Source organism: Sinomonas humi, assembly GCF_000802235.1.
GTDB lineage: Bacteria > Actinomycetota > Actinomycetes > Actinomycetales > Micrococcaceae > Sinomonas > Sinomonas humi.
Genome location: NZ_JTDL01000001.1, coordinates 1 through 11,902 on the forward strand (window position 1 = coordinate 1; position 11,902 = coordinate 11,902).

Below are 11,902 nucleotides of genomic sequence, written 5' to 3' on the forward strand. Positions count from 1 at the left end.
CGAGTCCCTCAACGCACGCTACCGGCGCGCAGTCAGGGCCCGAGGCCACTTCCCCAACGACGCGGCGGCCCTGAAGTGCCTGTACCTCGTCACCCGGTCCCTTGACCCCACTGGGCGCGGCAGGGCACGCTGGGCCACACGCTGGAAGCCGGCACTGAACGCCTTCGCGATCGCCTTCGAAGGCCGCATCAACTAACCATGGGCCAAACCGAACCCACCGTTATTCGGACAGTCCCCCGATGGGAAGACCGTGGCTGTGGGGAGTCTGGACCAAGGCGTGTCGGGCGATGGGAACACCAGTTGCACGTTCAGTTTCTCGATCGCGGATGTGCCCGGTGGCAGCAAGTTCTACAGTGTCGAGGTCGCGCACAGAGGCGAGATGCAGTACTCCGAGGACCAGCTGAAGAGCGGGGTCAGCCTGTCGCTGGGCTCCTAAGTGCGTAGTCACTAAAAACAGAACGACCCCTGGCAGATTATCGGTGGGGGTCGTTTTGCGTGAGTTACTTAGCATCCCCTGCCACAGGGCGTTGCCTCTTTCTTATCGCACAATCCACCTTCAGCTTCAAGGCCCAACGCTTTTCTGCGAGCGTAGGCTCGAAGTGACGAGTGTTGGTTTCAGGTACAGCATGGTGTTTGTTTAGCAGGTCTAAGAGGTTCATGGGCTCATAATGGAGCCGAACTGTGCGTCCTTATGGACGATGGCCGCGGCGATCACGTAGCAGCTGATGTGGTCGAGGCTGACGTCCTGCTGGATGATGTCGGAACCGGCCTGCGACATGAAGGCGGTCGGGAGTGGGGTGAGCCAGTTGAGCGGGACGGTGGCGCTGAGGCTGAGGACGAACAGGATGATCGTCAGGCGGACGATGAAGCAGATGGTCGATCGGACCAGGTGCGGTTGGGCCTTGTACTTGGGCCGGAGGGGACGACGGGCGCGGGACGAACGAGCGGCGTGGCGGACATAGCGTGCTCCTCGGAGGAGGGAGAGTGCACCCCACGGAAAACGTAGGGAGTGGCTCAAGAAATAGCCTGCCGGCCCACCAAATGTAAATGCTTTGATGCGTCCGTTACCGTTCAGATACCAATACGCGAGACATCGCCTTGTAACTTGGAAGCGATTGCTTCAGGTGCAGAATAGTCGGGGGAGTGACGAGGTCCAGCGAGCCGAGCGGGGCGATCTTGGCATCGATTCTTCCGGAATTGAATAGGCATTCGTGGAACACGGGAACGTTCGGTAAATCCGAGATGTTGTGGTGCACAACGCCCCAGCGCGATATCGCCCGCGGTGGAGTTCATGGCACTTATGGGAACGAGCGTATCCGGAAACCTGAAGGTTTCAGCCGAAGACTCGCAGCGTCCAGTCGCAGTCGGTTGTCACATCCAAGTAATGCGAGCCAGCATCGTCGTGGACGTACGTCATATCGGCCGCTGTGCTTCCGTCATCCACAGAGACATGGGCATCGCGATCTTCCGATTCCACGTCGAGCACGCCTCTTCCTGTCGGCTGCTTGGAGCAGTCGAACGACCACTGAACCGCCCATTCGGCCGGGGTGGTGAACTTGGCCGTGGTGGTGTCGCCGACGCCGGCATGCTCGTAGATGAGCCGCAGTCCCGACGGGGGAGCCATCTTAGGTGTCGGAACAACGACATCCGGGGAGTTCGTCACCGAAGCCGACGAATGAGGAAGCGAAGGAATCAAGAGATCCACAACGACCAGCAGCACGATGCTGCCGACTCCCAGAGCGACGCCGGTCTCCGCCATCGCGCGTCGTGACCCCTCTCGAATCGCGATGCTTCCGAGAACGAGTGCGGCAATGGCGAGAACGATGCTGACAAGTCCGATGATCGGGATCAGCGCGATGAGGCAGGCAGCGATGCCGAGGATGAGCACGCCGACTCCGAGGCCGCTCTTCGGTCGACGTGGCTGCGGCGGTAGATGCCATTGGGGCGGCGGTCCCGGGACGTAGGGGCCTCGATTGCCGCTACTCGGTCCTTGCCACCCAGACATATGTCCCCCTCCATCGGCGTCACCGTCGACCGTTCGTATTGCCTCCTCTCAACATATCTCTGAGGAGGCTGGAAGCCGGCCTAGTGAGCCTTCTTGCTCGAACCTGTCTAAGCCTTTGTGGTCGTTAGCGTCGTTCTGCCGCTAAATCGCCAGTGAAGAAATGCAGAAGAAGATCCTGGTCTCGAATGGCCTCAATGGCCTCAATCACTCGAGCTTCGCCCACTTCGTGGCGCGCAACTTCACGGACATGGAGGACCACAAGAAGCTCGACGTCGACATGCCCCAGCCGCTGCTCGGCGGATCAACTGTCTTCACCAAAGAGACTAAGGCAGACGCCATCCACCACACCACCACGACCACGACCACGACCACGACCACGACCACGACCACGAAGAGGGTAAGCAGCGCACGGCGCTCAGTGCGTCCCGACCAGCGGACCGAAGTCCCTACCTCTCGCGGCGCCTCTGCGCGAGCCTGAACGAGTACGCATCTAACCTCTGCCTAGCTCTGGAGGGCTTCGTGAAAATCAAGGTGCCCCTGGCCACGCTCCAGTTGCTCGTAGGCGCGTTCGCCGTCGTCGGCGGCCTGCTGATGATGACCGGGAACATGGGACTGCAGCAGGACTGGCTCGAGAAGACGCCCTTTACCGACTGGACGATCCCTGGCCTCGCGCTGCTGCTCTTGCCGGGTCTGGGGGAACTGCTCGCCGCCGCCGCGGTCCTGTCCCGCTGGCGCTACGCCCGCTTCCTCGCGGTCTTCTCCGGCCTTGGACTTGTCGGGTGGATCCTCGTGCAGCTGCTCTGGATGCAGATCTTCCACCCAGTGCTGCACCCGCTGGTCGGGAGCATCGGAGTGGCCATCGCCGTCCTCGGATGGTTCCTCCCCCCGAATTCGCCCCGCAGGACTTCGGACTCTGCTGCTCTAAAAGGCTTCGACCTAGCCTGAATATTGGACGTGGACCGAATTTCACCCGCTTTGGAGGGCGCCATGGAAGGCTCTCGCGGATACCGGATCGAACGGCTCACGCGAGAGCGCCGGGCGATGGCGGCAGGGCAGGAGATCGCCCGCAAGCGGCACCTCATGTATGGGTTGGTCGAGGCCGATCTGACCCTGCCCCGAGCCCTCTTGCGCGAGCACCGCGAGCACACGGGCGAGCGGCTCTCATTCACCGCGTACGTCGTTTCATGCGTGGCTCGCGCCCTAGCCGAATTTCCCGAATTGAATGCCCTCCGCAGAGGTCGCGACCTCATCCTGATTGACGAAATCATTGTCGAAGTCTTGATCGAGCGGACCGTCAACGGCCAGTCCGCCGTGAGCTATCTGCCAATCCGCAATGCCAATGCGAAATCCTTCACTGAGATCCACGCCGAAATCCGAGCAGCCCAGAACAGCACGCCGGAGGCGATCGCAGGGCAGCGCTGGCTCGCCGCAATACCACCCGTTCTCATCCCACCGCTCATGCGATGGATGCGCCAGAGCATCCCGTGGGCCCTGCGGCTTGGGGTCGCCGGGGTGAACAACGTTGGCATGGGCTCCGGAATTGCTGGCTGGGCGGTAAGCCCTGGTGCCGGGACGTTGGCCGTCACCATCGGCGGCATCAGCAGGCAGCCGCGAGTCATCGACGGGCGCATGGAGGAGCGGGAGATCGGCCACCTGACCATCGCCGTCGACCATGACGTTGTCGACGGCGCCCCGGCCGCGCGCTTCACCTCGCGGCTGCTCGAACTGCTCGCTCAGGGAGAAGCGGTCCGCACCTTCGCCGGACCCCGTGCCTAACCGCCCTAGCGCTCAAGCCGGCTTGGCCGTAAGACTAACCCCCGTGGAGCGGGTCCTTTCGGCTGCCCTCACGGGCGCACGCCGATATCCAGTCGTCCTCGCAGGGCTTCTCGTGCTGGCCATATCCCTCTTGTTCGAGGCCACCGGAGAGCCAACCGCGGGGGGCCTCGTCGCGGGAGCGTTCGCGGCAGCGGTGGGTGCCTGGACGGCGATCGGCATGGTCCGGGACCTCCTCCGCGGGCAGTGGGGCCTCGACATCCTGGCCGTGACCGCGATCGGAGCCACCCTTGCCGTCCGGGAGTACATCGCCGCCGTCATCATCGTGCTCATGCTCACGGGCGGCGGAGCGCTCGAAGACTTCGCTGCCGGCCGGGCGAAGCGCGAGCTCACCGCCCTACTCGAGCGAGCCCCGCGCGTCGCTCACCGGCAGACGGACGACGGCGTCGAGGACGTCCCGCTCGACGCCGTCCGCCCGGGCGACGTCCTTCTCGTGCGGCCCAGCGAGGTCGTTCCCGTCGACGGAACGCTCGCCTCGAGCGCTGGGGTCTTCGACGAATCGTCCCTGACCGGAGAAAGCCTCCCCGTCGAGCGCACGGAGGGCGAGCCCGTGCTGAGCGGTTCGGTCAACGGAACAGGCGCCGTCCTTCTGCTCGCGACAACGACAGCCGCGGACAGCCAGTTCTCGCAGATCGTCGCCCTCGTCCAGCAGGCGGCCGAGAGCCGGGCGCCTGTGGTTCGGCTCGCGGACCGCTACGCTGTGCCGTTCACGGTCTTCTCACTCGCCCTCGCTGGACTGGGATGGTGGATTTCCGGCAGCGCCGTCCGTTTCGCCGAGGTGCTTGTGGTCGCGACCCCGTGCCCGCTGCTCATCGCCGCGCCCGTTGCCTTCCTCGGCGGAATGAGCCGGTCCGCCAAGAACGGGGTGATCGTCAAAGGCGGAGCCGTCCTCGAGATCCTCTCCCGAATCAGAACGGCTGCGTTCGACAAGACCGGGACGCTCACCCAGGGACGCCCCGAGCTTGTTGAGATCCGCCCCGAATCAGGCTTGGACCCGCACGAACTCCTCGCACTCGTTGCCTCCGCGGAACAGTATTCATCGCACGCGCTCGCAGCCTCCGTCGTCGAGGCGGCGACCAACCGCGGCGTCGACTTGCTGCCCGTCGAGAGCGCCGAGGAGGTCGCCACGAACGGCGTGAGCGCCGTCGTCGACGGCCGCAAAGTCCACGTCGGCAAACGGTCCTACGTCACGGACATGCTCGGGGCCGAAGTTGCGGAGCCCCCGCTGCGTCCCGGAGAGCTCGCGGTCTACGTCGCGGTCGACAGCGAGCCGGGGGGCGTCGTCGTCCTCCGCGACGCTCCCCGCGCCGAGGCGAAGGCGACGCTCGCGCGGCTCAAGCGTGCCGGCGCAGCGCACGTCCTCATGCTGACGGGCGACGCCGAAGCCACCGCACGCAGCATCGCGGCAGAGCTCGGGGTCACTGAGGTCCGCTTCGGGCTGCTCCCGCTCGAGAAGGTCGAGGCCGTGCGCGCGGCCGCGCCGCGCCCGGTGCTCATGGTGGGCGACGGCGTCAACGATGCCCCGGTACTCGCAGCGGCCGACGTCGGCATCGCCATGGGCGCGCGCGGGGCGACCGCCGCGAGCGAGTCGGCTGGCGCCGTCGTCCTCGTTGACGACATCTCGCGCGCCGCGAAGGCGGTCGAGATCTCCCAGTACACGGTGAAGATCGCTCTCCAGTCCATCTGGCTCGGGATCGCCCTGAGCGTGGGGCTCATGGTTGTCGCTCTCACCGGGGTGCTTCCTCCCGTCGCCGGGGCCCTCCTCCAGGAACTCGTCGACGTCGCGACCATCCTCAACGCTCTTCGGGCGATTGGGGGCCGCCCCCATGGGCGCCTCGCGCGGGACTTCTGACTCTGACGGCTGAAACACCTCCGGCCTAGCCTGAAATCAGAACGACGGACCACCGCGTCTTTGGAGGGAACGTCATGATCGTCCAGAATTCGATGATCGTGTTTTATGTCTTGGCCGTTCCGGCCTTCTTCGGGAACGTGCTCGCGGGAGTCAACAGGTGGGCGCGTCTCGTGGGGCGACTCGCCACGGGATTGATGATGCTGCTCGGCGGCGCGGGGGTGAACGCCTCGTTCCTTATCTCCGGCGACGATTATTCGGGTTTCGCAGACGACGCCAAATTCGGGTGGGTTACTCAGGCGTGGAACGCCGTCGTGCCCCCGAACTACGCATTCTTCATCGGGCTGCTCATTGCGTTTGAGGCAGTGGTCGGAATCCTCATCCTCTCCGGCGGCCGGCCGGCACAAGTTGGGCTTCTGTGCGCGATCGCATTCCACGTGGCCCTTGGCTTGTTCTTCTCGTGGTTCCTCACGGGTTACGCCGCGGTGATGCTCGTGGCCCTGGTGCTGTTGTTCCTTGCCGAGACACGTCCCGCGGCCGCTCCCACAGCCCGACCGCTCCGGCACGGTCTGGCTTGAACTCCTGGGCCTCCCGGGGTTCGGGCCGGGGCTGCCCGGTCAGGGGTGCCCGGCGGTAGCCGCGTGCGTGATCATCAATGAGTAGGGCGGGTAGAGGTCGAGGCCGTCTGGGTTCGCGAGCAGTCCCGGAGTGCTTCCCGCGACGTGATCGGCGCCGTACTGCCACACGATCTTGTTCGCGTGCGGGTCCACGACGACAACGCGGTCGTTGTAGTCGTCATTCGCAATGACGTCTCCGTTCGGCAGGGGCAGGGCGAGGGACGGATGGTTGAGGGCCTGGGCACCGGTCGGCGCGTATCGCCACAGGATCTTGCCGGTCTTGTCGAACTCGACGATCTGCCCCGGCATTGAATAATCAACCGTCAGATACACGCCCGGCCTTATTTCATTGCTGTCCGAGGGATACGCGACCGAGGGGAGCCGGGCGGACCATTTGACCGCGCCTTCGGGCGTTATTTCGTCGACCCAGCTGCCGTTGATCTCGGTGATGAGGAAATTGCCGTCCGCGAGCGGGAAAGCGCCGTTCGGGCTCCCGTACGAGGCGGGCGGATGGTGCACGCACTGGCCGTTTCCGAATTGCCTGCTGATGTCCTTGCCTTGAGGCGGGATCACGATGATGCGGCAATTCATGATGTCTGCACTGACCAAGGTTCCGTCCCGCAGCATGATCGCGTCGTCGGGATGGTGCACCTGCCCAGCCTTGGCGCCGGGGACCCCTGCAGCGCCGTAGTGGTAGGTCACTGTGTGGGTCTGGATATCGATGACGCGAATTATTTCGTCGTCCTCTTCCGTCGCCACGACCTGCCTGCCGTCCGGGGTGAAGAAGGCGTCATCGGGAACTCGAAAGGTCTCGCCCTTCTTCAAGTCGCCTGGCCGGGGGTACTGCCAAATGGTCCGCCCCTCCGGATCGACAATGATGATCCGGTTGTTCAGCTTGTCCGCAATCAGGATGGGAAAGGGCAGCGCGGAAGGATTCGATCCCCGCTGCAAGTGGCCCGGGCCCGACGCCCCAGCGACGAGCGCCGAGAGAAAGTCGCGCGAAGGGGACGGCGACGGCGTTGGTGGCACCGACGTGGGCGCGGCCGCTCGCGAGCTGGCGCTCGTCGTCGTCCGCTCTTCGCTCGGCGACCCGCTGCACGCCGCCATCGCGAAGACGGCGACGGCGGCAGCAACCGCCCTCGCCGCAGAAAACCCTGCCCTCTTCTTGCCAGCCAATCTCGTTCCACTGCGATCCGAAAGGTGACCCGGTTGATGGGTGGTTACCCCTCGGATCGGCGGCTACGAAATTTGCGCCTCAGGCGCGGGTAACGCGGCGGAGCATGAGCGCTTGGAGCGGGCAGAGGTCCACGGCGTCCTGAGCGGCCGTGGCCAGGGGCTCCGGCACGCGGACGTCCCGGCCCCCTCTGCCCACGGGGTAGCCCCAGTCGTCGCGGACCAGGAGTTCCGGCAGGAGCTCGGTGCAGAGCCCTCGGCCGTCGCAGCGGGCGAAGTCGATGTGCAGTTCGAGCTGGGCGCGGCTCAATGCGTCCACCCCCGATGTGCCGTGCACATTCCGGAGAGGTGCGTTTGAACCTCGTCCCTGAACACGGCAAGCGTGCTGTGCACGAACCTTGCGCTCCCATCGGGATGCCGGCACGCCCCGCGACCAGTCACTAGGCCAGCCAGGCGCTCAGCTTCGGAAGCGAGCCACGGAGTGCGCTCCCCCGCGGCGATCCGTTCGACCACGCTCGCCATTGCAGGCAGGCCGAACATGCAGGGGCCGCACTGGCGGGCCGAGCTCTCGGCCAAGTACCTCACGATTCCCGCCGAAGCCTCCAGGCCGCACCGCCCTCGAGCGAGCGCCATGAGCACCCCGGCGCCGGGGGTCGCGCCGTACCGCGCGAGCCCGCGGCCGGTCAGCGGCAGATCGAAACCCTCCGCGGGAACCCATGCGCCGTGGAAGCCGCCCACGAGCACCGCCGCGAGCGAGCTTGCGTCGACGCCTCCGAGGCGCAGAACCTCGCGGATCGTCGCCCCGCCGGGCGCCTCGACAACCCATTCGGTCGGGACGTCCCCGGAGAGGCTGTAGAGCCTCGTGCCGGGATCATCCGCGGTGCCGGCGCTGCGGAACCAATCCGCGCCGAACCGCGCTACGAGTGCCAGATGGGCGAGCGTCTCGACGTTGTGGAGCAGGGTCGGCCGGCCCTCATAGCCGGACTTCCCAAGCCGCAACGGCTTGTCCCGCGGGAGGGCGATGCCCGTCTCGAGAGCATTGACGACGGCGGACGCCTCACCCGAGATGAAGGCCTCGGGAGCCTCGACGAGCTTGACCTTCGGCCGATCGCGCCGCTCGGCGAGCGCTTGCGCGACGAACGGAAGCGAATCCGCCGTGGCGTACAGGAACAGGGTCGAAGCTCCGATCGCCTCGCCTACCGTGACGAGCCCGTCGAGGACGAGGTGCGGTGCCTGGCGCAGGAGGGCGGCGTCCTTGCGGCTGACCGGCTCGCCCTCGGCACCGTTCGCAATCACGACCGCGCGGCCTGCGCTCGTCGCGGCGAGCTTGCGCCAGGCAGGGAATCCGGCTCCGCCGCGGCCAGTCAAGCCCGAGGCGTCGAGCTCGGCCAGGAGTGCGTTGCGGCTCCAGCCCGAAGGCCTCTTGCCGTACGCAGCCTCGTGCGAGGCCAGGTCGGGCTGGGCGGCGGCGAAGAGGCCACCGGTGCCCAGTTGACGCGGGTCGAGCGTCATCTCGGTCATCTCTCCTCCTCAGATCCGCCCGAGCCTGGCCCGGGATGTCTCGATGAAATTCGCGCTCAGCCGCCAGATGATCAAACAGGCGACGACGGCGGCGCAGCCCCACGCGTAGGCCTGGAACCACAGGTCCACAGCGTTGGTGCCCGAGCCGAGCGCATGGGCGAACGCGAAGGGCCACATCGCGTAGGCGGCCCAGTGGATCGCACGGAACGTGCGTTGGCCGATGCGCTGGCGCAGGAGGCCCGTGACGACCAGCGCGATCACGAGGTCGAAGGCCACCGTCCCGAGGCCCACCCAGAAGGGATTCCAACCCGCCGTGAAGGGCACGATCACATTGGGCGGGGAAAGCTTCGCGTGGGGATCGAGCATGAGCGTGCTGACGTGCAGGACGAGGAACACGAGGGCTAGAAGCGACGTGCTGCGGTGCAGGAGCGCCACGGAGAACCGCGGAAGGCCCGGCAGCGGCCTGCCGGAACGGCTCACTATCCCGAGCACGACCACGAGCGTGAAGAGCCCGAGTGAGACGATCCCGCTCGCGCGGCCGAAGGCCCAGAAGACTTCGTTCAATCAGTCACGACCCTGATGAATGGCCGAACGCGCCGCCGCCCTGCGAGGACTGGAGCCCCTGCTGGTACGGCTGATACTGCTGATTCTGCTGCTGAGGGGCCTGCTGATACGTCTGGTTCCCGCTCGAATCCGACGAGGTATTGCTCGTCGTCGATGCTGTGCCCGCAGGCGCATACACCGCGGCGGCGATTGCTGCCGCCCCGAGCGCGCTCGCGGCACCCAACGAGAAGGTCGTCTGACGTGCCCGCCGGCGTCCTGTGTCACGAATGCTGGGGCTCATGGTCTCCTCCTCTTCGTTCCGATCCTCAAGCTGTGCTTCCAGCATGAAGCGTCGTCTTGTGCCATCGCTGAAAGGCGGCTGTGGACTTTCATAGCGAAACCCCTGTTACCCGCTGAAACCCTCGGTAGCGCTCAGGGGTTTCAGCAGTTCGCATGGGTTTCGCGCCCACAAGTTAAGGATGGACCTCGAGGTCTAAGAGCGTTCTAAGAATCCCTACCAGCAGAGGGGGTCCCACAGGGCCTGCCAATGAGGTCGGCAAAACGCCTAACGTCGATCACATGAAAATCGTCGTCATCGGTGGCAGCGGCCATATCGGCTCTTTCCTCGTCCCCCGGCTGGTCCGTGCCGGCCACGAGGTGACCAACATCAGTCGCGGCAGGCACAAGACCTATGTCGATGCCCCCGAATGGCAGAACGTGCGCCAGATTGCCGCAGACCGCGAGCAAGAAGACCGTGAGGGCACTTTCGGCGACCGGGTCGCGGCGCTCGGGGCGGACGTCGTCGTCGACCTTGTCTGCTTCACCCTCGAATCGGCGACCTCGCTCGTCGAGCGGCTCCGGGGCCAGACAGGCCACCTCGTGCACTGCGGGTCCGTGTGGCGTTATGGCCCCAGCCGCAAGCTTCCTATCTCCGAGGGCAGCGACACGGCCGGTCCGACCTTCGGCGACTACGGCATCCAGAAAGACCGGATCGCCCGGATGCTCAAGGACGAAACTGCCTCGGGCGGCCTCGTGACGACGTCCCTGCACCCTGGTCACATCGTCGGCCCGGGCTGGCACCCGATCGGCCCCCTCGGGAACCTCGACCCCGCCGTCTGGCACGCCCTCTCGGCAGGGGAGCCGCTGCAGGTCCCCGGAAGCGGCACCGAAATGATGCACCACGTCCACGCCGACGATCTCGCGCAGGCGTTCGAGATGGCCATCGAGCACCGCGAGGCCGCAGCCGGCGAGGACTTCAACATCGTCGCACCGACGGCGCTCAGTGTTCGCGGCTACGCGGACATAGCCGCGGGGTGGTTCGGCCAGACCGCCAAGCTGGAGACGGTGAGTTGGGAGGACTTCCGCCAATCGACGACGCCGGAATTCGGCGAATCGACGTGGGGTCACCTTTATCGGAGCCAGTGCTTCAGCATCGAAAAGGCCAAGTCCCTCCTGGGCTACGCGCCTCGGTACGAGCCGGAAGAGGCCGTGCTCGAGTCCGTCCGTTGGCTCATCGACAACGACCAGCTCAGTGTGGCCGCTGCCCTGCAGGAACCAGCTGTCCGCTGACAGGCGCAGCCGTCCCTCCCTTCCCGTCCCCGGAGCAGCACAGCCGTCCCTGACCGGCACACCCGTCCCCGAGCAGCACAGCCGTCCCTGACCGGCACACCCGTCCCCGAGCAGCACAGCCGTCCCTGACGGGCATAATCGGTGCACCTGCCGGACGGTTATGCCTCTGCCAGACGATCGTGCCGGCCACGGACGGTCATGGAGGCGAGGGACGGTTATGCCGGCCACCTTAGGCCAGCCACGGACGGTTATGCCGGCCACGGAGGGGCATGCCCGTGGCAGATGGCGTGGCAGATGGTCAAGGTCCCGGTGGCTGGACGGGAGTGATCGGGACGTCGAAGGTCTGCCGGATCTGGCCGTTGTCGAGGCGCTGCTCGTGGAACGGACCTGGGATGGTGGCTCGCCAGAAGCGCGTCGCGGCGTCATTGCCGGGCACCTGCGAGACGAGCCATTTGCCCGGGAACCGCGAAAAGAGAGCCCGCGCTGCTCCTGTCCCAATTCCCTGCCCCCGATACTTCCGAAGGACGAAGAACTCCGCCATCTCCGTGACCTTCCCTGTCCGCACGAGAGCGAAACCCGCGGGATGACCATCGACGCGGAACAAGAACGGGTGACGCTCGGATTCCGTCCAATAGAACTCGAGCCATCGGTACCCGTAGAACCCGTCATCGTTGACATCGCTCTGGTCGAGCTCGGAAATGTCGTAGCGGTACAACTCCAAGAGCTGGCGGAGCAGCGAGCGTTGCTCGGGCTCCGCAGGAATGACCTCCAACTCCATCCGACCACCCTATC

General features: G+C 65.7%; 16 protein-coding genes. 8 read left to right on the forward strand and 8 right to left on the reverse strand.

Annotated elements, in window-relative coordinates; genetic code table 11:
* Positions 1-196 (forward strand): transposase (locus tag LK10_RS00005; RefSeq protein WP_043119180.1); only part of this gene is annotated, 196 nt, incomplete at its 5' end.
* Positions 197-655: 459 nt separating this feature from the next.
* On the opposite strand, the gene LK10_RS00015 is transcribed toward LK10_RS00005, so the two are convergent.
* The gene (locus tag LK10_RS00015) at positions 656-1,018 is read right to left on the reverse strand and encodes a hypothetical protein (protein WP_043119182.1); all 363 of its coding nucleotides are present in this window, start codon (positions 1,016-1,018) and stop codon (positions 656-658) included.
* A gap of 315 nt (positions 1,019-1,333) precedes the next feature.
* A complete protein-coding gene (locus LK10_RS00020; RefSeq protein ID WP_043119183.1) occupies positions 1,334-1,888 on the reverse strand; it encodes a hypothetical protein in 555 nt (184 codons plus the stop codon).
* Positions 1,889-2,165: 277 nt separating this feature from the next.
* On the opposite strand from LK10_RS00020, the gene LK10_RS00025 reads away from it, so the two are divergent.
* From LK10_RS00025 to LK10_RS00045, 5 genes are all read left to right on the forward strand, one after another.
* Positions 2,166-2,483 carry a hypothetical protein gene (locus LK10_RS00025; protein ID WP_043119184.1) on the forward strand — a complete coding sequence of 106 codons (318 nt, stop codon included), beginning with the start codon at positions 2,166-2,168 and terminating at the stop codon, positions 2,481-2,483.
* A gap of 41 nt (positions 2,484-2,524) precedes the next feature.
* Positions 2,525-2,950, forward strand: a complete 426-nt coding sequence (locus tag LK10_RS00030) for a hypothetical protein (RefSeq protein ID WP_052206721.1) — start codon at positions 2,525-2,527, stop codon at positions 2,948-2,950.
* Between the two features lie 42 nt (positions 2,951-2,992).
* Positions 2,993-3,781 carry a 2-oxo acid dehydrogenase subunit E2 gene (locus LK10_RS00035; protein WP_052206723.1) on the forward strand — a complete coding sequence of 263 codons (789 nt, stop codon included), beginning with the start codon at positions 2,993-2,995 and terminating at the stop codon, positions 3,779-3,781.
* A gap of 43 nt (positions 3,782-3,824) precedes the next feature.
* On the forward strand, positions 3,825-5,690 hold the full coding sequence (locus LK10_RS00040) for a heavy metal translocating P-type ATPase (protein ID WP_043119185.1): 1,866 nt from the start codon (positions 3,825-3,827) through the stop codon (positions 5,688-5,690).
* A gap of 74 nt (positions 5,691-5,764) precedes the next feature.
* Positions 5,765-6,265, forward strand: a complete 501-nt coding sequence (locus LK10_RS00045) for a hypothetical protein (RefSeq protein ID WP_043119186.1) — start codon at positions 5,765-5,767, stop codon at positions 6,263-6,265.
* A gap of 39 nt (positions 6,266-6,304) precedes the next feature.
* On the opposite strand, the gene LK10_RS00050 is transcribed toward LK10_RS00045, so the two are convergent.
* Positions 6,305-7,129, reverse strand: coding sequence for an outer membrane protein assembly factor BamB family protein (locus LK10_RS00050; RefSeq protein ID WP_197061813.1), 825 nt, complete (start codon positions 7,127-7,129; stop codon positions 6,305-6,307).
* 85 nt (positions 7,130-7,214) lie between these two features.
* On the opposite strand from LK10_RS00050, the gene LK10_RS22105 reads away from it, so the two are divergent.
* Entirely contained in the window at positions 7,215-7,508 is a 294-nt protein-coding gene (locus tag LK10_RS22105; protein ID WP_197061814.1) for a hypothetical protein, read from the forward strand.
* A 51-nt stretch (positions 7,509-7,559) separates the two neighbouring features.
* Here the strand turns inward: LK10_RS22105 and LK10_RS00055 are convergent, their stop codons facing one another.
* The 4 genes from LK10_RS00055 to LK10_RS00070 are packed head-to-tail and all read right to left on the reverse strand — an operon-like array spanning position 7,560 to position 9,842.
* The gene (locus LK10_RS00055) at positions 7,560-7,787 is read right to left on the reverse strand and encodes a ferredoxin (protein WP_043119202.1); all 228 of its coding nucleotides are present in this window, start codon (positions 7,785-7,787) and stop codon (positions 7,560-7,562) included.
* Positions 7,784-8,998, reverse strand: a complete 1,215-nt coding sequence (locus LK10_RS00060; RefSeq protein WP_156143960.1) for an NADH-ubiquinone oxidoreductase-F iron-sulfur binding region domain-containing protein — start codon at positions 8,996-8,998, stop codon at positions 7,784-7,786. The genes LK10_RS00055 and LK10_RS00060 overlap by 4 nt, the downstream gene beginning before the upstream one ends.
* Before the next feature lie 9 nt (positions 8,999-9,007).
* Entirely contained in the window at positions 9,008-9,562 is a 555-nt protein-coding gene (locus LK10_RS00065; protein WP_043119187.1) for a ferric reductase-like transmembrane domain-containing protein, read from the reverse strand.
* A gap of 4 nt (positions 9,563-9,566) precedes the next feature.
* A complete protein-coding gene (locus LK10_RS00070; RefSeq protein ID WP_156143961.1) occupies positions 9,567-9,842 on the reverse strand; it encodes a hypothetical protein in 276 nt (91 codons plus the stop codon).
* Between the two features lie 278 nt (positions 9,843-10,120).
* Between LK10_RS00070 and LK10_RS00075 the strand changes: the two genes are divergently transcribed.
* On the forward strand, positions 10,121-11,110 hold the full coding sequence (locus LK10_RS00075; RefSeq protein WP_043119189.1) for an NAD-dependent epimerase/dehydratase family protein: 990 nt from the start codon (positions 10,121-10,123) through the stop codon (positions 11,108-11,110).
* A gap of 298 nt (positions 11,111-11,408) precedes the next feature.
* Here the strand turns inward: LK10_RS00075 and LK10_RS00080 are convergent, their stop codons facing one another.
* Positions 11,409-11,888, reverse strand: a complete 480-nt coding sequence (locus tag LK10_RS00080; protein WP_043119190.1) for a GNAT family N-acetyltransferase — start codon at positions 11,886-11,888, stop codon at positions 11,409-11,411.
* Between the last annotated feature and the right edge of the window lie 14 nt (positions 11,889-11,902).

Excerpts from the sequence above, each read along its gene's own strand:
- LK10_RS00025 (WP_043119184.1), top strand. The coding sequence starts at position 2,166 with ATGCAGAAGAAGATCCTGGTCTCGAATGGCCTCAATGGCCTCAATCAC.
- LK10_RS00035 (WP_052206723.1), top strand. The coding sequence starts at position 2,993 with ATGGAAGGCTCTCGCGGATACCGGATCGAACGGCTCACGCGAGAGCGC.
- LK10_RS00045 (WP_043119186.1), top strand. The coding sequence starts at position 5,765 with ATGATCGTCCAGAATTCGATGATCGTGTTTTATGTCTTGGCCGTTCCG.
- LK10_RS22105 (WP_197061814.1), top strand. The coding sequence starts at position 7,215 with ATGGGAAAGGGCAGCGCGGAAGGATTCGATCCCCGCTGCAAGTGGCCC.
- LK10_RS00060 (WP_156143960.1), bottom strand. The coding sequence starts at position 8,998 with ATGACCGAGATGACGCTCGACCCGCGTCAACTGGGCACCGGTGGCCTC.
- LK10_RS00070 (WP_156143961.1), bottom strand. The coding sequence starts at position 9,842 with ATGAGCCCCAGCATTCGTGACACAGGACGCCGGCGGGCACGTCAGACG.
- LK10_RS00075 (WP_043119189.1), top strand. The coding sequence starts at position 10,121 with ATGAAAATCGTCGTCATCGGTGGCAGCGGCCATATCGGCTCTTTCCTC.
- LK10_RS00080 (WP_043119190.1), bottom strand. The coding sequence starts at position 11,888 with ATGGAGTTGGAGGTCATTCCTGCGGAGCCCGAGCAACGCTCGCTGCTC.